Annotated in this window: 18 protein-coding genes and 1 pseudogene; 5 read left to right on the forward strand and 14 right to left on the reverse strand. The window is 38.4% G+C overall.

The annotated features are described in order from the left end of the window. The first annotated feature begins 6 nt into the window (after positions 1–6). Together H6F39_RS06675 and H6F39_RS06680 are read left to right on the forward strand one after the other, a co-directional pair. Positions 7–432 carry a M48 family metallopeptidase gene (locus H6F39_RS06675; RefSeq protein WP_190396422.1) on the forward strand — a complete coding sequence of 142 codons (426 nt, stop codon included), beginning with the start codon at positions 7–9 and terminating at the stop codon, positions 430–432. 44 nt (positions 433–476) lie between these two features. Beyond that, a complete protein-coding gene (locus tag H6F39_RS06680; RefSeq protein WP_028083014.1) occupies positions 477–728 on the forward strand; it encodes a hypothetical protein in 252 nt (83 codons plus the stop codon). A gap of 264 nt (positions 729–992) precedes the next feature. Here H6F39_RS06680 and H6F39_RS06685 read toward each other — a convergent pair whose 3' ends face one another. The 4 genes from H6F39_RS06685 to H6F39_RS06700 all read right to left on the reverse strand — a co-directional run bounded on the left by H6F39_RS06685 (position 993) and on the right by H6F39_RS06700 (position 7,170). After that, the gene (locus H6F39_RS06685; RefSeq protein WP_190371243.1) at positions 993–1,913 is read right to left on the reverse strand and encodes a TIGR01777 family oxidoreductase; all 921 of its coding nucleotides are present in this window, start codon (positions 1,911–1,913) and stop codon (positions 993–995) included. A 115-nt stretch (positions 1,914–2,028) separates the two neighbouring features. Then, a complete protein-coding gene (locus tag H6F39_RS06690) occupies positions 2,029–4,455 on the reverse strand; it encodes a cation-translocating P-type ATPase (RefSeq protein WP_190396423.1) in 2,427 nt (808 codons plus the stop codon). Positions 4,456–4,811: 356 nt separating this feature from the next. Further along, positions 4,812–5,087, reverse strand: coding sequence for a TM2 domain-containing protein (locus H6F39_RS06695; protein ID WP_137907154.1), 276 nt, complete (start codon positions 5,085–5,087; stop codon positions 4,812–4,814). 556 nt (positions 5,088–5,643) lie between these two features. After that, positions 5,644–7,170: a type II CAAX endopeptidase family protein gene (locus H6F39_RS06700; RefSeq protein ID WP_190396424.1), complete on the reverse strand. Its 1,527-nt coding sequence runs from the start codon at positions 7,168–7,170 to the stop codon at positions 5,644–5,646. A 124-nt stretch (positions 7,171–7,294) separates the two neighbouring features. On the opposite strand from H6F39_RS06700, the gene H6F39_RS06705 reads away from it, so the two are divergent. Then, positions 7,295–7,915 (forward strand): hypothetical protein, encoded by a 621-nt coding sequence (locus tag H6F39_RS06705; RefSeq protein ID WP_137907156.1) that lies wholly within the window; start codon positions 7,295–7,297, stop codon positions 7,913–7,915. A gap of 173 nt (positions 7,916–8,088) precedes the next feature. Here the strand turns inward: H6F39_RS06705 and uvrB are convergent, their stop codons facing one another. The 7 genes and pseudogenes from uvrB to H6F39_RS06740 all read right to left on the reverse strand — a co-directional run bounded on the left by uvrB (position 8,089) and on the right by H6F39_RS06740 (position 14,465). Beyond that, positions 8,089–10,086, reverse strand: a complete 1,998-nt coding sequence (uvrB, locus tag H6F39_RS06710; protein WP_137907157.1) for an excinuclease ABC subunit UvrB — start codon at positions 10,084–10,086, stop codon at positions 8,089–8,091. A 246-nt stretch (positions 10,087–10,332) separates the two neighbouring features. Then, entirely contained in the window at positions 10,333–11,694 is a 1,362-nt protein-coding gene (locus H6F39_RS06715; RefSeq protein WP_190396426.1) for a DUF697 domain-containing protein, read from the reverse strand. Positions 11,695–11,783: 89 nt separating this feature from the next. Continuing rightward, entirely contained in the window at positions 11,784–12,008 is a 225-nt protein-coding gene (locus H6F39_RS06720) for a type II toxin-antitoxin system HicB family antitoxin (protein WP_137907159.1), read from the reverse strand. Next, a pseudogene (locus H6F39_RS06725) lies at positions 12,005–12,235 on the reverse strand (type II toxin-antitoxin system HicA family toxin). The gene H6F39_RS06720 and the pseudogene H6F39_RS06725 overlap by 4 nt, the downstream one beginning before the upstream one ends. 13 nt (positions 12,236–12,248) lie before the next feature. Then, a complete protein-coding gene (locus H6F39_RS06730) occupies positions 12,249–13,034 on the reverse strand; it encodes an ABC transporter ATP-binding protein (protein WP_137907226.1) in 786 nt (261 codons plus the stop codon). A gap of 20 nt (positions 13,035–13,054) precedes the next feature. After that, positions 13,055–13,282: a hypothetical protein gene (locus tag H6F39_RS06735; protein ID WP_137907160.1), complete on the reverse strand. Its 228-nt coding sequence runs from the start codon at positions 13,280–13,282 to the stop codon at positions 13,055–13,057. 49 nt (positions 13,283–13,331) lie between these two features. Next, positions 13,332–14,465: a branched-chain amino acid ABC transporter permease gene (locus H6F39_RS06740; RefSeq protein WP_190396428.1), complete on the reverse strand. Its 1,134-nt coding sequence runs from the start codon at positions 14,463–14,465 to the stop codon at positions 13,332–13,334. Between the two features lie 240 nt (positions 14,466–14,705). Here H6F39_RS06740 and H6F39_RS06745 point away from each other — a divergent pair, with 240 nt between their 5' ends. Then, positions 14,706–16,292: a glucose-6-phosphate isomerase gene (locus H6F39_RS06745; RefSeq protein ID WP_137907161.1), complete on the forward strand. Its 1,587-nt coding sequence runs from the start codon at positions 14,706–14,708 to the stop codon at positions 16,290–16,292. 138 nt (positions 16,293–16,430) lie between these two features. On the opposite strand, the gene H6F39_RS06750 is transcribed toward H6F39_RS06745, so the two are convergent. Further along, positions 16,431–17,822, reverse strand: a complete 1,392-nt coding sequence (locus H6F39_RS06750) for a malic enzyme-like NAD(P)-binding protein (protein ID WP_137907162.1) — start codon at positions 17,820–17,822, stop codon at positions 16,431–16,433. Between the two features lie 394 nt (positions 17,823–18,216). Then, a complete protein-coding gene (locus H6F39_RS06755) occupies positions 18,217–18,405 on the reverse strand; it encodes a hypothetical protein (RefSeq protein ID WP_137907228.1) in 189 nt (62 codons plus the stop codon). A gap of 257 nt (positions 18,406–18,662) precedes the next feature. On the opposite strand from H6F39_RS06755, the gene thrC reads away from it, so the two are divergent. Then, complete coding sequence (thrC, locus tag H6F39_RS06760; RefSeq protein WP_137907163.1) at positions 18,663–19,754, forward strand: threonine synthase; 1,092 nt, start codon at positions 18,663–18,665, stop codon at positions 19,752–19,754. Positions 19,755–19,867: 113 nt separating this feature from the next. Here thrC and H6F39_RS06765 read toward each other — a convergent pair whose 3' ends face one another. Beyond that, positions 19,868–20,188, reverse strand: coding sequence for a Uma2 family endonuclease (locus tag H6F39_RS06765; protein ID WP_370539368.1), 321 nt, complete (start codon positions 20,186–20,188; stop codon positions 19,868–19,870). Positions 20,189–20,307: the final 119 nt, after the last annotated feature.

Genomic DNA, 20,307 nt, shown 5'->3' on the forward strand with positions numbered 1-20,307 from the left:
TAACAAATGACTAATACAATTGATTCCCTATTTGATACAGGTTTAGAACGGTATAAAGCTGGAGAATCTGTAGAATCTCTAATTCCTGTATTTAAAGAGGTATGCGATCGCTCTCCTAAAGCTAGTTCAGCTTGGATTTGTCTAGCTTGGTTATATCTCCTTGATAACAAGGGTTCACTGGCTTTTAAAGCCGCCAATAAAGCGGTGAAACTTAATCCCCAAGACCCACAAGCAAGAATTAATCTCGCTTTAGCTATGCTGGAAACAGGTCAAAAAGGTTTGCGTGAACACATTGAGTTTGCAAAACAGTTAATATTTGTCAATGAAGAATGGCAAGAAGAAGTTAAAAATAGTATTGAAGATGGTTTCAGTAGAAAACCTGATTGGCAAAATTTAGCCAAAGTCAAAAAATGGTTATTTGAAGACAATTAACTCTTTACTAATCACCAATCACCAATCACTAATTACCAATAAAAATGAAAGACAAATTATTAAACTGGCTTAACTTCATCCTTGTTGCTGATGTTTTCCTTGTGATTTTAGGTTTCGCGTGGCTTGTTATTGCTGTGATTGGTGATGCTTCGGGAATCAACCTTGGTTTGGATTTATGGCATAAACTGTGGATACCATTATTTAACCCTGCTATTGGCATCCTCATGGGAGGGGCTTTGCTGAGTGGTATTATTAGCTGGGTGTCTAAAAAATTGACAAAAAATGAATTGTCCTAATCTGCTAATCTGCCAAGTGCTATAAACTAGAAAAAAGAGATGAACTATGTTAGTGACAGAATTACCGTAACTTTAGGTCAAATTCGACCCTGGTCTGTAGCAAAAAAATCAAGTGATTTGCCATAGCAAGATTAGCTGCTAGTCATCAACTGTACTGCATTTAGTTTATATATATAATTACAGCGGGCAAGATGCCCGCACCACAACAGCTTAAGACTGTTAATAATATAACTAAGTTAACATCAGCTATTGGTAAACTTACGACTATTTAAGAATCTGTGTTAATGCTGGTTGTAAGTTAGGATACTGATACTGAAAACCTGATGCTAAAGTCCGTTGGGGTAAGACTTGCTGCCCTTCTAATACCACTTTTGCCCCATCTCCTAACATCGCTTCTAAAGCAAAAGCAGGTACAGGTAACCAGGAAGGACGATTCATCACTTGACCCATAGTTGTGCTTAATTCTGTCATCCGCACGGGATGGGGAGCAGTAGCATTATATACTCCGCTCATTGTGGGTTGGGTTAAAGCTTGGATAATTAAACTGACAATATCATCTAAATGAATCCAGGAAAACCACTGACGACCACTACCAATGGGTCCACCAGCAAAGAGTTTAAAAGGGGTAATCATTTTCCCTAAAGCACCACCATTCCCTAAAACAATGCCTAAACGCAAAATCACTAAACGGACACCAGTATCTTTAACTTTCTCAGCTTCTTTTTCCCATTCTTTGCAGACTTGGGAGAGAAAATCTTGACCAGGGGGACTATTTTCATCAAAGGTTGCTGTTTCGCTAGTTCCGTAATAACCAATAGCAGAAGCATTAACTAATACAGTTGGTCGAGGATTGATTTTAGTTATGGCTGCGACAATTTTCTCTGTACTCAGTTTGCGACTGTTGAGAAGTTCCTGTTTCCGTTCTGGTGTCCACCGTTCTTCCGCAATGGGTTCTCCGGCTAAATTCACTACTCCATCACAACCTATTATAGCATCTTGCCACGAACCTGATACGGTGGGGGTATAGGCAATAATTTCTAAATTAGGAAAAGCTGAAGCCGGAAAAACCTTTTGGGCAGATGTGACATTCCGTGTTAATACAATTACTTTATGACCTTCGGTGTATAGTCTTTCTACTAGCCGACTACCCACAAATCCTGTTGCACCACTAATCGCTATTTTCATTTTGCCTGTTTTTGATGAGAAATTACGCTAAAAACCTGGGAATTGAAGCCTCTAGAAAAGTTTGAGAATTTTGGTATCTTTTAATTTAACGTCAATTGTGACTAGGCCACAGTGGCTATCGGTTTAGAGCCAACCTCCTTAAAAAAATTGAATTAGTGACAACACTGACAGAACTAAAGGCCATTAGTGCTGCTGCACTGGACGGACCAAGATTAAAACCCCAGCTAGGTAATAGTACACCAGCAGCTAAGGGAATACCTATTGTATTATAAGCAAAAGCCCAAAATAAATTTTGGCGAATAGTATTAAAAGTCGCTCGACTGAGGTGAATGGCTTTGACAACATCAATCAGAGAATTTCGCATTAAAATAATTTCGGCGGTTTCCATAGCGACATCTGTGCCAGAATGTAAAGCGATGCCTACATCGGCCTGTGATAAAGCTGGAGCATCATTAATACCGTCTCCGACCATAGCGACGAATGATTTGCTTTTCCCAGACTGAAGAGATTGAATCATGGCAGCTTTTTGGGCTGGAGGGATACCTGCTATCACATCAGTGTTATTTATTCCTAGTTGTTTAGCGATCGCTGTGGCTGCTTCCATTCTATCACCACTAAGCAACATCACGCGCAAACCCATCTGATGTAATTTATCTACTGCGGTTTGAGCATCTGGTCTAAGGGTATCACTCACAGCAATTAATCCGGTTAAAATCCCATCTACAGCCACACCTATGACAGTTTTTCCCGCTTTGGCTAATTTATTTCCCTGTTGTTGTGCTGTTTCGTTAATATCAATTTGGTGATAATTAAACCATTCCCAGTTACCTAAAAGCACATTTTTACCCTCCACAACAGCGGACACACCCATACCAGGTTCAGTATGGAAGTCTACAGCATTGGGAATAGTTAGATATTGGCGTTTGGCCTCTTCTTGGATGGCTGTAGCTAGGGGATGATAAGTGCCGCTTTCTACCGCCGCTGCTAGTTGAATTAATGATATTTCTAAAGCTGATTCGGTAATAGATATACAATCTGTCACCGTGGGTTTACCTGTGGTCAGAGTTCCGGTTTTATCAAAAACTATAGTGTCTAATTTATGAACTTTTTCTAAAACATCACCACCTTTAATTAATAATCCCCTTTCTGCACCTACACCAGTACCCACCAGAATAGCTGTGGGGGTAGCTAGTCCTAAAGCACAGGGACAAGCAACTACCATGACAGCGATCGCTAATTTTAAACTAATTAATAGTGAATAATACTCAGTATGGGGGACTAAATGCTGGGGATGATGTCCCATATTGTGAGCCATTTCCATTGTCCCAGACATGGTAACATCTGGCCATAAGTGAGTTCCCCACAAATACCAAAATCCAAAGGTGAAAAAAGCCGCTGCTAAGACACCGTAGGTAAAATAACCAGCCACCGTATCCGCTAATTTTTGCACTGGAGCTTTACGAGTTTGGGCCGCTTCTACTAAAGCCACGATTTGGGCTAGAGTAGTATCATCACCTGTGCGGGTGGCTTGAATAGCGATCGCTCCTGACTGATTTAAAGTTCCCCCAGTGACAATATCTCCTGGTTGTTTAATTACGGGTACTGATTCCCCGGTTAACATTGATTCATCTATGGTAGTTTGTCCAAAACGAACCTCACCATCAACGGGAATTTTATCACCTGGTAGCACCTGTAACCATTCACCTACCCGCACCTGTTCCGCCGGAATTTCGATAATATTTGCACCAGCAATTAATTTTTCTGGTTCTGGGTTAATAATTAACCGGGCTGTTTGCGGAGAAAGGGCTAATAATTGGCGAAATGCTTTAGCCGCGCGGAGTCTAGCTTGTTTTTCTAAGGTTCTCCCCAAAAGAATAAAACCTAGCATCATTACTGGTTCATCAAAAAAGCATTCCCAACCCATTTGGGGAAACAATAGAGCTACTAAACTGGCAATATAAGCTGTAAGCGTTCCCAAACCAATCAGGGTATTCATATTGGGCGCACCCCGTCGCCAACCTAACCAGCCTTCCGCTAAAATTGGTCTACCAGGAATAATAATTGCTATGGTAGCTAGTCCACAATGAAACCAGATGTTATTTAAAATAGGTAAAATTGCACCAATATTACCAAAATGGCCAATTCCTGATAAAAATAGTAACAAGCCAGCCACTACTAACTGTCTAATTATAGACTGCATTTCTTGGCGCTGTCTTGAGGCGGGGTTGGGGGAAACAGCAGATTGATCACCAGCACTTTTAGCTGTACGTAGTTGACTGGGAAATCCTGTGGCTGTTAACCCCTGAATCAGTGTATCTGCATCTACAGCACCAGGTTCTATTTCTACTACTGCAACTTCCGTTGTTAAGTTAACACAGACGCTTTTAACTCCTAGATGCTGAATAAGCTGTTTTTCTACTGCATTAACGCATCCACCACACTTCATCCCCCCAACGTCTAAAATAATTTTCTCGCTAGTTAGTATTTTTTGGGAGGGAGTAGATTCCAGGACCAGTAGTTCAGTTTTTGGGGTTAGTTGCATGATAGGTTTTTACATTCACTCTTCTGGGTTCGACACTTCACAACCAGTGTCTCTACCTTGAGATTAGGCGAAAATCTGCACTTCAGGCGAGGGAAAAAATATTAAGTTTTTTTATATCCTAACTTCTCGACAAAAATCCCCAAAATATCTTCATCCCAAACATCATAGTTTTGTCCTGGTAGTGTAAATTATAGCCGTTAACTGTAATGGCAACATCAAAATCAGGCTTTTCCAAAAATAATTTATTTCCCAATCTGATACTACACTAAAATACCCCATACTCATCATTAGCAGGATGAGTAAGTGCTTATGTTTATGTTTGAGAATTTGCATATCAATTTACTTGATAAAAAATCCTAAAACCAACCTTGTTTATTTACAAAGTAGGTATTAATAAATTCTTCATGAGGTTTATTTAAGTAAATCATGGCTTCAATCAAACCGACCAGTTGCATTATTATTAATGTAAATCCATAGGTAAGGGAGCCACCAACAACGGAAATTACCAACATAATAAAACCTTCTGATGTGTAACCAAGAATAAATTTATGCAAACCAAAACCACCAAAAACAATTCCCGCATAACCAGCTAACAGTTGTTTTGTAGCATAGGAAGGGTTAACATTAGTCATATTTAGCTATTCTCCTTCATGTCTAAATTATAAAATTTACGGAATTGATCATTGATAATTAGATAATTACTTTTTTAAACATGACTCCTGTATGATTCAAATAATCATAAAATATAGCAAATTTGGCAAAAAATAAATATTGCCTTATCATATCACATTTACCAATACCCGGCAATGATTAACCTTGAAAAAAGTATTGCTAGGACGATATAGATTTTTATACCTATCTATTTTTGTCAGATCCGGATGATTTTTGAACAAGCAGTTAAGGACTTAATTTCTTATTCCTTTATATCCTCAAGTGGTTAGTTTTTACCTCATCCTTAATACCAAATTAAGATGAAGTTGTACGAGTGATTATTATTCTGTGCATCTGCATATAAAATTCGTATTATCCCTGACTAAGCTGTTCTGCATTTAAGTATAATCATAGCGGGCAAGATGCCCGCACCACAAGATTTAGCCATATTAGGATTGTACAATTTAGCCGCGTCATAGCTTAGGAAGGATTATTGATAACTTCATGAATTGTCTTTACCTATTATCTGACATTCACTTAGTTATTACTACCTAGAATAAACAAACTGATTAATGTGCCGCTATTCCAAAGACTATGGAGGAACATGGGGGCTAATAAGTTGCGTGTTCTCGTGTAAACTACTCCCAATACTATTCCCAATGCTGTCAACGGTAGTATTTCTGATAAACTGAGGTGAGCAGCAGCAAATAACAGTGCGCTGGTGAAAATTGCCCCCCATACGGAAGTATAGCGCGTCATAGATGGTAATAAAAACCCGCGAAATAGAAATTCTTCAAAAACCGGTGCTGCTATAGCTGCGGTAAAGAAAAATATCCCCAATGCAGTATGATCTCGACTTTCTAGCGCCATTTGCAATAGTGGGTTACTTCCCCCCTGTCCTTGCCATAATTTTTGGTTAATTAACGATACGATAACGACAATGGGTAAAGCTGTACAATATCCACCTATTCCCCACCAAAACCAATTACTAAAGAAATTAAAGCGAAACCAGTTGGGAGGAAGGGGGAAAAAACGCTTGATAGAAAAATACAGCACTGACAAACAACCTAAAGCAACTAACACATAACTGACTAAAACTGTCAAAGCTTCAACTCTTACATTACCTGTACCACGGGGAATAGGCAAAATAGATAATAATTCTGGTATAAATAATTGCCCCATTAAAAAGAAACCAAGGACAAAAACCTGAATAATTATTTCCCAATTCCAAGGAGTTGACCAAAGTAAATCACCATTTCTAGCTAATAGGGATTCTCGACCTTTGAGTAAGCGTTGAGTCAATAAGAAAATGAGCAGAATTGTCCCTATTAAAGCTGTTAAGCTGGGAATAGTCGCAATTATTCCTAATTTGAACAACGCTTGGGTTGCAGCCTCTTGTTGGGCAATTTCTAAAGCTGATAACGCTTCTTGACGTTGTTGAAGTCTATATAATTGCACTAAGGCTGTATCCCGAAACCAACCATTGAGGTTTTGTTGAATCAGTTTTTCAGCTTTGGGGAATAAACGCGGAGGTTTACTCCACATTCCGGTTAATGTTTCAGCGGTTTCTGGATATTTGGGGTTAATATCTGAGTATTGCTGTAGATTACTCCAGGTTTTGATAGCTTTATCTGTTTCTTGTTCCTGTGCTTGCAAAATTCCCAGTCGTAAGTCTACTTCCGCTAACAATTTCTCCTCTTCCTGGATTAAGTTTTGTAAACTTTTCTCTTCTGCGGAAATAGAAGTAGTTACTGAAAATTGGAGTTTCGTTAACTTCTTTTTAGTTACCTGTAAACTAGTTTTGATAGATTCACTAGCTTCTTGATATTGCTTGGTCGCGCTTTCTAAGGGATTTTCGCCAATAATAGATTCCTGAATTGTTTGAATGCTATGATCACTACTATCTTCTGGTTGCCATGCTTGGGCCTGTAAAACTATATTAGTCTGGTACAATTCTAGACGACTTTGGAATTGAGGTTTTTGCCAGCTACTTAATAAAGATAAACCTGACAACATAATCACTAATAGCGTTAGCACTATTAACAGCAACCGCTTAATTGTCATCTATTCCCCTTTGAATATGCAGGTACAAGGTGTATTATAAGCTAGTACCGCAGGGTGGAGTTAATTTTTTTTAACGAACCACAGAGAACACAGAGAACACAGAAGAAGAAAATTACTTATTAATATGTTTTTTATTAATTCTTTACAAGATCAACTAGAGGAATGGAATCATACTATTAATCGTCAGCCAAATCATCCTCATAGTTATATTCGTCGAGGTATGGTCTATTTTAAGTTAGGGAAAATTCAGGAATCAATTCAAGATTTTGATACTGCGGAAAATTTAGATTTTCACATTACTCCTTATCTTTGGCAACGGGGTTTATCTTATTATTATGCTGAACGATTTTCTCAGGGTGCTAAACAGTTTGAAATTGATTTAACTGTCAATTCTCAAGATGTGGAGGAAACCGTTTGGCGGTATCTTTGTATGGCTAGATTATCTGGAGTTACGGAAGCACGTAATTCTCTATTACCTGTGAAAAATGATTCTCGGAAAATTATGAGAGTTATATATGATTTCTTTGCTGGTAATTGTTCCAAAGATGATGTTTTGAATGTGGGAAAATTATCAGGATTAAAGGGTAACTTTTACAGTCATCTCTATTTGGGTTTATATTATGAAGCTGAGAATAATTTAGACTTAGCACGGGAATATATTCTCAAAGCTGCGGACGAGTACAAAATTGATGACTATATGTGGTATTTAGCAGTGGTTCATAAAAATTTACGGAAATGGAATTAGATAAAGTTACATTCTTTAATAAAGTTCCTACTGCTATTCATTTGCGCTTTAGCTTTAATATTGGTGCTTCGTTGTCACCACAAAACATCCCCTCCTCCGCTCTTCCTCTGCGTTCTCTGTGTTCTCTGTGGTTCGTTCAAAAAAATATTTACACAAATCACAAATACCATATATTAACGTCCTAACATTTTATCTCTTAAATGCTTAATGCGATCGCGTAATTTTGCAGCCTCTTCAAATTCCATCTTCTTCGCTGCTTCTTTCATCTGTTTTTCTAATAAGATAATTAACTCAGGAATATCTTCCAAAGATAATTCATCTAAATGTTCATCAACTATTTTTAAATCACCAGCATTTAAACGCCGAGAAGCATCTAAAAATGATAAAATAGCATTACTCGACTTCTTCTTAATCGGCTGCGGTATGATTCCATGCAGTTCATTATAAGCCATTTGAATCCCCCTTCTTCTATCAGTTTCATCAATAGCTTTAATCATACTATCTGTTAATTTATCAGCATATAAAATGGCTTTTCCTTTAACATGACGTGCTGCGCGTCCAATAGTTTGAATTAAAGAACGTTCTGTTCTCAAAAATCCTTCTTTATCTGCGTCCATAATTGCAACTAGAGAAACTTCTGGTAAATCTAAACCCTCCCGTAATAAGTTTACACCAACTAAGACATCAAAAACACCATTTTGCAAATCTTGTAAAATTTCTATCCGTTGAATAGAATTAATTTCTGAATGCAAATATCTAATTTTAATTCCCCTTGCTTCTAAATATTCGGTTAAATCTTCAGCCATACGTTTAGTTAATGTTGTAATTAACGTTCTTTCCTGACGGTCAACTCGATCTTTTATTTCTCCTAATAAATCATCAATTTGTCCCTCCGTTGGCCGCACAAATATTTCTGGATCAATTACTCCCGTCGGTCTAATTACTTGTTCGATAATCTGATCTTCAGAAATCTCTAATTCCCAATTTCCTGGAGTCGCAGAAACAAAAATACATTGATTGACTTTTTGCCAAAATTCTTCTGCCTTTAAAGGACGATTATCCGCAGCACTCGGAAGTCGAAAACCATGATCTATTAATACTTTTTTCCTCGCTTGATCTCCGTTATACATTCCCCGAATTTGGGGAACGGTAACATGAGATTCATCTATAACTAATAACCAATCTTTGGGAAAATAATCAATTAAACATTCTGGTGGTTCTCCTGCTTGTCTTCCGGCTAAATGACGAGAATAATTTTCTACTCCGTTACAATATCCCACCTCTCTTAACATTTCTAAATCATAACGGGTGCGTTGATCAATACGTTGCGCTTCAACTAATTTCCCCGTTTCTTCTAATATTAATTTTTGCTGTTTTAGTTCTCTAGCGATATCTTCACAAGCTATTTCTACTCTTTCTTTGGGAGTAACAAAGTGACGCGCAGGATAAATATTTACTACTTCTAAATTACCAATCATTTCACCGCTGACAGGATCTATATATCTGATTGCGTCAATTTCATCACCAAAAAATTCGACGCGAATAATTCTATCTTCGTAAGCCGGAGAAATTTCTAAAACATCACCTCGAACTCGGAATTTACCCCTCCCCATTTCTATGTCATTACGACTATATTGAACTGCTGTTAAATCTCGTAAAATTTGCCGGGGATCAATTTCCATTCCTATTTGTAATCGAATTGCAGCTTTTAAATATTCTGCCGGCATTCCTAAACCATAAATACAACTAATTGAAGCAACAACAATTACATCCCGACGTTCAAATAACGAACGGGTAGCAGAATGTCGTAACATATCTATTTCTTCATTAATTGCTGATGTTTTCTCTATATAAGTATCTGTAACCGGTAGATATGCTTCGGGTTGATAATAATCATAATAACTAACAAAATACTCTACTGCATTATCAGGAAAAAACTCCCGCAGTTCATTACATAATTGGGCTGCTAATGTCTTATTATGTGCTAATACTAGAGTAGGTTTATTCACTTTAGCAATAACTGCGGCTATGGAAAATGTCTTCCCGGTTCCTGTCGCACCAAGTAATGTTTGATAATGATTTCCTTTTTGAATACTAGCAGAAAGTTGAGCGATCGCTTGTGGTTGATCACCCGTAGGGACAAAGGGCGCTTGCAGATTAAAATCCATTATCTCAGTTCATCGTTACACCCAGCAATTCTACACAATTTCTCAGCTTTGCGTCGGGGGGGCAAATTTTTTTTTCGGGGTGGAGTTGCAACATCGCCGGCGATGTGCTATATTAATATAATGGAGTGGTGATAAAATTTTTATTAAAAGACGCACTCCCATTATCACAATATCACCCCTAGCACCGCAAGTCAATCCCCACAACAAAAAAAATTTTCTTTTTTTTGATTATTTTTGATTAATTCAAGATCAAAATTCTCCAAAATTACCGCCCAATTCTTGCTGTAAGCGATACAAAATAGTGTTTTTATCAACTTGAGATAAAATCTCCTGAATGACGGTATTAGCGCCCAACTGTCCCCAAGTACAGCCTTTTTCTAGATATAACTTTGCAGCTTTACCGACGGTATAAGCACCATAACCAGCAATTCCTCCTTGAATAATGGCGCTGCTGGTAAAAGTGGTAATGTTAAATGGATTATCACCACTAGTTAGGGCTGCGGTAGTTTTACCTAAACCTAATATTAAACTACTGCTGATTTCTCCCAACAATAAACCACCGGAACTAAATAAAATGGTTTTTAATAATTTACTAGCTTCATAACTAGTCATAGGTAAACCATACAATTTAGCTAAGGTGCGAATTAAGGCTAAATCAGTAATAAAACCGCCAATTATATCTAAAAAAGCAATAGGATTTAAACCAATAACTAAAGCCTTATATTGAGTAAATCGCCAAATAATATCTTCTGCTTCTTTTTCCCGCATATCAATGGTTTTTTGGGCGATATTTTCCTCAGATTCCCTAGCTTGAATTAGTGCATTTAAAGCTAAAAGAGATCGTCCTTCTCTGTTTAATATATTCAAGATTGTTTGCTTTAATTCCTCTACCTGGGGAGGTGATGTTTCCCATTCATAATTAATAGTTCCATTTGGATATTCTACTCTCACCTCCATGGGCGCAGGTTCAGCGGCTACCATGACAATTTCATCTGGTAATAAAGGATTATTTTGGGAATTTCCCGCCCCTAATTGTTGCAGATTTTTGTAAATTGCATTTCTGTCAATTTCTGGATATAAATCAATTTTATTAAATACTAAAATTAAGGGTTTTTGGGCTTGACGTAATTCCCATAATCCTTGATATTCAGTTTTAGTAATGTCCCCAGAAACAACAAACAAAATTAAATCCGCTTGACGGGCTACATTTCGCGCCATTTCCGCCCTTGATTCTCCTGCAATTTCATCTAACCCAGGGGTATCTATTAATTCAACTAATACCTTATCCCCCGGTTTCCAGCGCACAGAACGCGGCCATTGAGTCACACCATTTAAAGGTCCTGTTTGCAGAATTTTTTCCCCTATTAAAGAGTTTAATACTGCTGACTTTCCCCGACTGACTAAACCAAAAGCCGCAATTCTAATCACATTTGCATCTAATTTACTCAATGTGTTATTTAAAGCTTCTATTTCCGGTTTGAGTAAATTTTCTAATTCTGGGTTGGCGGCTAGTTGTCCAGATTTACGGAGATATCCATACCAAGATAATGCTTGTCTAAGACTAGCACGGGCGCGGTTTAAATGGGTTTCTTGTAGGTTACGGTTACTCACTGGTTTTAGTTTTTATAGGAATAAAAAGCCTTGGCGATTATAAATCACAGCTATACAAATAAAGTCCACCTGCGTGGACTAATGAAAAATTAAGCTGCTGTTAATGATTTTCCTAAAATTTGCGGTTCAGGTATTGGTTGTCCGTCTTCTAAATAAGATGAAATCAGCATTTCTAAAACTTCTTGGGCATTTTTTAAAGCCTCTTCATAAGTGTCTCCATGAGTACAAGGCTGCATGACATCTGTAAAATCTGGTAATGAAACTACATAACATTCATCTTCCTTAGACCATTGAATAATAATTGTATATTTCATTCCTCTGATTCCTCCTTTTCTTCTGTTTCTATTTTATTCAATTCTACTATTGCTTCATTAACTTACTTCTCTAAATATTGTTTAGCATCACTACCATCTTTACCAGCAATGATAATAGCTTTAGATAATTTTGGATGTATCCATTTGCTATGACTTCCCTTTGCCGGTTTATATGTAAAACCGGATTGCAGTAATAAATTTTTCAGTTCTCTAATTTTCTTAGGCATATCTAATATAACGTTATTGTCCCAAATATGCTTCTAAAACTTTGGTATTATTTTGGATTTCTTGAGGATTCCCCACAGCTAAATTTTTTCCTTCTGCTAATACCCAAACTCTATCACATAAAGACATAATTACATCCATATTATGCTCAATAATTAAAAATGTCATTCCCTCCTGACGATTCCATCTGATAATGCGATCGCATATTTCATCAATTAATCGAGGATTGACACCAGCAGCAGGTTCATCTAATAATATTAACTTAGGATTAGTCATTAATGCCCTGCCAATTTCTAAAAGTTTTCTTTGTCCTCCAGATAAACCACCAGCATAGTCTGAAGCCTTTTTTTCCAAGCCTACGGATTCTAACAAAAACATAGCCCGTTCCTTTAATTGCTTTTCTTCTTTAAGAATAACATGAGGTTGCAGTTGCACTTGCCAAAAGTTTTCACCAGTTTGCTTTTGCGCTCCCAAAAGCATATTTTCTAATACCGATAATTTTGATAAAACCCGTGCAACTTGAAAAGTTCTGACTAATCCTTGTTGAGCAATTTGATATGATTGTAATTGATGGATAGGTTCACCATCAAAAATGACTCTACCCTTATCTGGATGGATAAAATTAGAAAGTAAATTAAATAAAGTGGTTTTACCAGCACCATTAGGACCAATTAACCCAGTAATACTACCTTTGATAACTTCAATATTCGCTTCTTCAACTGCCTTAATTCCACCAAAATTTTTACAGAGTCCAGTTGCAGCCAATAGCGGTAATTCCGGTGATTTGATATTATTTACCATCATGATTTTATCCTGAGTGTTTAATTAACTGCCTTAGACAAGATACCCAATATTTTTTTGATATCTTTAATATAATATTCATTGAAATCAATGTAAACTACTTGATCTTGTAGTTGCAAAAATTTCCACATATTCCCTGTAGTTACAATACCATTAATTAAATTTATTTTATTTCCTTCCTTTCTTTTATTAATAGTTAAGCCAAATTTTTTCACTAATTCCGGCAGCTTAAAATCCCTATAAGCCATTTCATTCAACCCTCAAAAATCTTGATATTTCTCGTCCCCTAATTCCTGATTATTTACCAAGAGTAAGTTCCTCCTTTTTCCCTAAAATACCTTGAGGCCGCCAAATCATTAACACCATTAAAATCAAACCAATAAACATCACCCGAAAAGCACCAATTCTTTCTACATCTAAAGGAACAATTTTCGGTAAAAATTCCCTAGTTAAAGAGTCATAAGCAAAGTAAATAACCGCACCTAAAATTGTGCCAATATTATTTCCTGCACCACCTAAAATTACCATAATCCAAGCGTCAAAAGTAAGTTGAGGTTGAAAATTATCGGGATAAATTGCTCCCAATTGCCAAGCAAAGAACGCCCCCGCAATACCAGCAATCGCACCGCCCAACATTAATGATTGTAGTTTATAAGAAAAGACATTTTTACCTAATGCCTTAGGAATTTCTTCATCTTCACGAATAGATTTTAGCACCCTTCCCCAAGGAGATCGCACTAAAATTTCTAACCGCCAAAATACAAAAGCTAAAATCAACAATACCAACAACATTAAACCAGCTTTGGGATTATAATTGTATAATCCAATTGTCCCAGAAATATAAATTGCTAGAGCTAATAATCCTAAAGCAATTCCTACTATAAATCGGGAAGTTAATTCTTGTTTGAGGCTGCTGTTTCTAATGGGATTATTATTGGCAGAAATTTGAGCAGTTCGTACCCAATTCCACAAAGAAAATAACGTGATCCCTGTTAATAAAGTTAACACAGCAATCATCACCAACCGCAAAAATAAATTTGGGGTTGTTGATAACGGTATGACATAACTTTGCACACCAAAAGAGCCAGATATCCAATCTTTACCTACAGGTAATTCCTGATTATTTACTATTAATCTAATTAATTCACCTGTACCAATGGTAACAATTGACAGATAATCTTCTCGTAAGCGGAGAGTCGCAAAACCTATGACTAAACCCAATAAAGCGGCAACAATTGCTCCAACTACAGCCGAAAGTAATAATGGTACACCCTTGAAAGTTAACAAAACTGTTGTATACGCTCCTAAAGTCATAAAAGCAATATGACCAAAGTTAATTAAACCCGTAAAACCCCATTGTAAATTCAGTCCTAGCGCAAATAGCGCGAAGGTTGCGGTAGAAATAGCTAGAAAAATTAGATATTCAATCATTAGTTCGTCATTTGTCAGTGGTCGGTGGTTAGTGGACAATTGTCAATTGTCAATTGTCCGTTGTCAAGTTTCGCGTATCAGTAATTACCAAATCTCTGGATATAATAAGTATTAAAACTAACAGTAGTATCATATCGGTATCTGTGCTTTTATTAAAAACTGTATAATACAAAGCAGGGATCACCAAAACCATACATTAAACTTATGTTTGACCAACACTTTATTTGAGATTTCCCTCTTATGAATGCTCAGGCACTTTGGCAACGATACCAAGATTGGTTATATTTACACGAGGGATTAGGACTGTATTTAGATATTAGTCGGATGCGGTTTGATGATGCGTTTGTAGCTTCATTAAAACCTAAGTTTGACAAAGCGTTTGCGGATATGGTAGAACTGGAAAAAGGTGCGATCGCTAACCCCGATGAAAACCGCATGGTAGGTCATTACTGGTTGCGAAATCCAGATTTAGCCCCCACACCAGAACTAACTCAAGAAATAGTTCAAACTCTAGAACAAATCGAAGCTTTTGCAGACCAAGTACACACCGGTGCAATTCATCCTCCCAAAGAAAGCCGCTTTACAGATATTATCTCTATCGGTATTGGTGGTTCGGCCTTGGGTCCCCAATTTGTCGCTGAAGCCCTTTCCCCAGACTTACCTCCCCTACAAATTCACTTTATTGACAATTCAGACCCCGCAGGTATTGATAGAGTTCTATCCCAATTAGGAAATAAACTGGCTACCACTTTGGTATTAGTAATTTCCAAATCTGGAGGAACTCCCGAACCCCGCAATGGCATGATTGAGGTAAAACAAGCCTATACAGCCCAAAAATTAGATTTTTCTCAATATGCAGTTGCCATCACTGGACAAAATAGTAATTTAGATCAAGTCGCACAATCGGAAAACTGGTTAGCCCGATTTTCCATGTATGATTGGGTGGGTGGACGTACCTCGGAAATGTCCGCTGTAGGGCTACTACCTGCGGCATTACAGGGCATTGATATCCGTGCTATGCTATCTGGAGCAAAAGAGATGGATGATGCCACTCGCGTCCCTCATCTCAAGGATAACCCAGCCGCTTTATTAGCCCTGGCTTGGTATTTCTCTGGAAATGGCAAAGGCCAGAAGGATATGGTGGTTCTCCCCTACAAGGACAGTTTGTTGTTATTTAGCCGCTATTTGCAACAACTGGTTATGGAATCTTTGGGTAAGGAAAAGGATTTGGACGGGAAAACTGTATATCAAGGTCTTGCAGTTTATGGTAACAAAGGTTCAACAGACCAACACGCCTATGTCCAACAATTACGGGAAGGTGTACCTAATTTCTTTGCTACCTTGATTGAAGTTTTAGAAGACCGTCAAGGAAAATCCCCAGAAGTTGATCCCGGTGTCACTGCTGGTGATTATCTCTCCGGTTTCTTGTTGGGAACTCGTCAAGCATTGTATGAGAATAACCGCGATTCCATTACAGTCACTATTCCCCAAGTTAATGCCCGTACCGTAGGCGCATTAATTGCATTGTATGAGAGAGCAGTAGGTTTATATGCCAGTTTAATCAATGTCAATGCTTATCACCAACCCGGTGTAGAAGCTGGTAAAAAAGCCGCTGCTGTGATTCTCGATTTACAAAAACGAGTTTTAGAAGTGTTACAAACCCAGAAGAAAGCACTTTCTATTGCTGAATTGGCAAATATTGCCGGTGCTACTGAGGAAATTGAAGCAATTTACAAAATTCTCCGTCATTTACATAGTAATCATCGGGGTGTGGTATTAACAGGAGATCTAGCTAAACCTGGGAGTTTAACTGTTTCTCTCGGTTAATAAAATTACCTTTGTTCATCAAAATTAGCTCCCCGACTTGTTGAAGAAGTCGGGGATTTTGTTTTTTGTTTTTTGTAATTAGGGCTTCCTAAATAAACTCTAGCCCCACAGACAACTTTTATGGCTACTGAGTAAACCCTAATTAGAACAAATACCTTCCTCCCTTGCAGCTTGTTGCACCGCAGCAGCAACCGCACTAGCAACTCGTTTATCAAAGACAGAAGGAATAATATGTTGGCGGTCTAAATCAGAAATATTAACCAAAGAAGCGATCGCATTAGCCGCTTCTAAACACATATTAGTAGTAATCCTCCTCGCCCGACAATCTAAAGCTCCACGAAACACCCCTGGAAACGCCAGGACGTTATTAATTTGGTTAGGGTAGTCACTCCGTCCCGTAGCCATGACAGCGACATTTTTAGGGGCTAATTCTGGCTGGATTTCGGGAATGGGATTGGCCATAGCAAACACAATGGCATCTCTTGTCATTCCTTGAACCATTTCCGGTGTCAAAACTCCCGGCGCACTGACACCAATAAATACATCCGCCCCTTGCACTGCACCTGCTAAAGTTCCTTGGGCTTTAACGGCAAATTCCAGTTTTTCAGGGGTTAAATCGCTGCGATTTGTAGAAATAATGCCCTTAGAGTCGCACATCAAAATCGTTTCTGCACCAGCTTTGCGGAGTAACCGAGCAATGGCTACCCCAGCCGCACCAGCACCATTAATGACAATGCGGACATCTCCAATGGACTTCTGGACAAGTTTAAGAGAATTTAATAAGGCTGCTAAGGTGACAATTGCTGTCCCATGTTGATCATCATGGAAAATCGGTATATTTAATTCTGCTTGTAATCTTTGTTCAATTTCAAAACAGCGCGGTGCAGCAATATCCTCCAAATTCACACCACCAAATACAGGAGCGATATTTTTCACAGCTTTGACAATCTCATCAGCATCTTGAGTATCCAAACAGATGGGAAAAGCATCAAGTCCAGCAAATTCTTTAAATAGCATGGCCTTTCCTTCCATGACCGGTAAAGCCGCCCCAGGTCCCAAATTCCCCAAACCTAATACAGCACTCCCATCGGTGACGATCGCCACTGTATTCTGTTTAATAGTTAGATTGTACACTTCCTCTGGATTTTCGGCGATCGCTTTACAAATCCTACCGACCCCTGGAGTATAAGCCATTGCTAAATCAGAAACACTTTTAAGAGCAATTCTGCTGACAATACTGATTTTGCCACCGCGATGTAAATTAAAGGTACGGTCATAAACATCAATTATTTGAATATCTGGTAATTCTTTTACCGCTTGCACTATGGTTTCTGCGTGTTCCGTACTGGCGGCATCAACTGTAACATCACGTATAGATTCTTGACGATTTTGTTCAATTAAATCAATTTGTCCTAGATTACCACCCGTGGAGGCGATCGCTTGGGTAACAGATGCTAACATCCCCACTCGATTAGGAATTTGTAAGCGCAGGGTTACACTAAAACTAGAATTAGGAGTCAGATTTGTCATGGAGCTAATTTCGATTTTAAATTTTAGATTTTATATTGAATTGCTACGTGAAATTTTATTTTCACAAAAAACCGCATTACAACTAGTCGCAAACCATCTCTGTTTTGTTGTGGCGGGCCTTTTAATCTTAAAAATTTGCTTATTAACACTTTATTAATGAGTGTTTCCTGCCTCAGTCTTATTTATATTCTTTTCTCCCTATCCTCTGCCCCGGAAACGGTAGTATTTCACCATAAATTAGCCCAAAAACCCACAGAATCAAAACCTAAACACCATTCGGCTGACGCTTACGAGACACCCAAAAAGTTTTTAGGTTTTGGTGTCTTTTAATCTAGGTATCGAAGACAAATAAGAGATTTATCGAATGTAGAATCCCCCCTAGAAACGGAGATTATCAATCTTCCTCTCTAGGAACTTCCAGTTCGCTCTTGAGATTTTGCAACTGCTCTAGAAGAGAATCTACCTCTGCTTGCAAGTCCATAAACTTGACCTGCTGATCGTCTCGATAATAAGCCTTAGTTAACTTCTTAACTAGGTTAACGTGGGATTCGCATTCGGAAACACTGGATGACATAGTAGACATAGTTGTTGGCATTACAAACTTAACTCACACCATTAGTTATAAATATTATAATTATAATATGCCAATCATGCTAATCTCCAGCTTTGTTAAAATATTGTATAGTTTTCATCATATACTCTAATAAATTACAAATCTGGTCATCATCCTCCCCGATCTTGGTGAAGATGTCCCACAACTAAGATTATGACTTGAAACCTGGAATACTTATACTAAAAGCATTCCCCCCACAAATCCTTAATTAATAAATTTTGAATCCCGTGACTTTGAGCCTGTCTGCTGCTAAATCTCATTGCCAACCTTGGCCAGGGCTAATACAAGCCTATCGTCAATACTTGCCTGTCAGCGAAAAAACCCCCGTGGTCACTCTCTTAGAAGGTAACACGCCTTTGATTCCCGTGCCAGCCATCGCCGAACGTATTGGCAGACAGGTCAAGGTGTACGTCAAATATGATGGTCTTAACCCCACTGGTAGCTTCAAAGACCGGGGAATGACAATGGCAATTTCTAAAGCAGCAGAAGCTGGTGCTAAAGCTGTAATTTGTGCCAGCACTGGTAATACCTCCGCCGCTGCCGCTGCCTATGCTAGAAGAGGAGGGATGCGCCCCTTTGTATTAATTCCTGATGGTTACGTGGCCTTGGGCAAGTTGGCACAAGCGTTACTTTATGGGGCCGAAGTCCTAGCAATTCAAGGAAATTTTGACCGCGCTCTGGAAATTGTCCGAGAAATGGCGGATCAATATCCCATAACCTTAGTAAATTCTGTCAACCCCTACCGCCTAGAAGGGCAAAAAACCGGCGCTTTTGAAGTTGTTGATGTTTTAGGTGATGCCCCCGATTGGCTATGTATTCCCGTGGGCAATGCCGGCAACATTACAGCATATTGGATGGGTTTTTGTCAATACCATCAACATGGCAAATGCGATCGCCTCCCGAAAATGATGGGTTTTCAAGCCGCTGGGGCTGCACCCTTGGTCAATGGTCAACCAGTCACACATCCTGAAACCATAGCCACAGCCATTAGAATTGGTAATCCTGCCAGTTGGGATAAAGCCATTGCAGCACAAACAGCCAGTCAAGGCACTTTCCGGGCTGTGACTGACGAGGAAATTCTCGACGCTTACCGTTTATTAGCATCATCAGAAGGGATTTTCTGTGAACCCGCTAGTGCAGCTTCTGTAGCAGGATTGTTACAGGTAAAAGACGAAGTTCCCACCGCTGCGACTGTAGTTTGTGTCCTCACTGGTAATGGTTTAAAAGACCCAGATACCGCTATTAAACACAGTCATGCCCAATTTAAACAAGGAATTGCAGCAGATGTAAAGGCCGTTGCAGAAGCCATGGGATTTTGAACAAATTTTAGATTTTAATTAATGAAATAAGTGATCGCTTATTCTATTTTAGGAAAAGGCGATCTTTTTGCTCTCATTCAAACCCCGTTCTTAAGCTATAATTTATGGAAAATTTATGGAACGAGAATATCACTCACCTTAATCTCAATTTCTGGAAATACCGCACTTTTAATCAAATCATCACCTGTATAGGTAAACTCCTCATAAAAGCCTTCTACTAAAGATAAAACTGTAATTTTGTTCTGTACAGGGTCAACAATCCAATATTCAGCAATTCCCCTGGCTGCATATTCAGAACGCTTGAAACGATAGTCTCGTACCTCATTTTCAGTACCAGGAGATACCACCTCTATTGCTATTAATGGTGGTGGCATATCATGGGTAATTGTTCCTCTTTTCGTAGTTTCTAAAGCAGCGCGACATTCTTCACCCAAAACTAATACAGCAGTTTCCGAAGTTATGAGGTACAGTTAGTAATAATAAAGATAATACTGTCATGAAAGCATATTCAGTGGATCTCCGAGAAAAAATAGTTGCAGCCCATATTGAGGAA

Source organism: Dolichospermum sp. FACHB-1250, assembly GCF_014696335.1.
Lineage (GTDB): Bacteria > Cyanobacteriota > Cyanobacteriia > Cyanobacteriales > Nostocaceae > Dolichospermum > Dolichospermum planctonicum.

Excerpts from the sequence above, each read along its gene's own strand:
- H6F39_RS06675 (WP_190396422.1), top strand. The coding sequence starts at position 7 with ATGACTAATACAATTGATTCCCTATTTGATACAGGTTTAGAACGGTAT.
- H6F39_RS06680 (WP_028083014.1), top strand. The coding sequence starts at position 477 with ATGAAAGACAAATTATTAAACTGGCTTAACTTCATCCTTGTTGCTGAT.
- H6F39_RS06685 (WP_190371243.1), bottom strand. The coding sequence starts at position 1,913 with ATGAAAATAGCGATTAGTGGTGCAACAGGATTTGTGGGTAGTCGGCTA.
- H6F39_RS06690 (WP_190396423.1), bottom strand. The coding sequence starts at position 4,455 with ATGCAACTAACCCCAAAAACTGAACTACTGGTCCTGGAATCTACTCCC.
- H6F39_RS06695 (WP_137907154.1), bottom strand. The coding sequence starts at position 5,087 with ATGACTAATGTTAACCCTTCCTATGCTACAAAACAACTGTTAGCTGGT.
- H6F39_RS06700 (WP_190396424.1), bottom strand. The coding sequence starts at position 7,170 with ATGACAATTAAGCGGTTGCTGTTAATAGTGCTAACGCTATTAGTGATT.
- H6F39_RS06705 (WP_137907156.1), top strand. The coding sequence starts at position 7,295 with ATGTTTTTTATTAATTCTTTACAAGATCAACTAGAGGAATGGAATCAT.
- H6F39_RS06720 (WP_137907159.1), bottom strand. The coding sequence starts at position 12,008 with ATGAAATATACAATTATTATTCAATGGTCTAAGGAAGATGAATGTTAT.
- H6F39_RS06730 (WP_137907226.1), bottom strand. The coding sequence starts at position 13,034 with ATGGTAAATAATATCAAATCACCGGAATTACCGCTATTGGCTGCAACT.
- H6F39_RS06735 (WP_137907160.1), bottom strand. The coding sequence starts at position 13,282 with ATGGCTTATAGGGATTTTAAGCTGCCGGAATTAGTGAAAAAATTTGGC.
- H6F39_RS06740 (WP_190396428.1), bottom strand. The coding sequence starts at position 14,465 with ATGATTGAATATCTAATTTTTCTAGCTATTTCTACCGCAACCTTCGCG.
- H6F39_RS06745 (WP_137907161.1), top strand. The coding sequence starts at position 14,706 with ATGAATGCTCAGGCACTTTGGCAACGATACCAAGATTGGTTATATTTA.
- H6F39_RS06750 (WP_137907162.1), bottom strand. The coding sequence starts at position 17,822 with ATGACAAATCTGACTCCTAATTCTAGTTTTAGTGTAACCCTGCGCTTA.
- H6F39_RS06755 (WP_137907228.1), bottom strand. The coding sequence starts at position 18,405 with ATGTCTACTATGTCATCCAGTGTTTCCGAATGCGAATCCCACGTTAAC.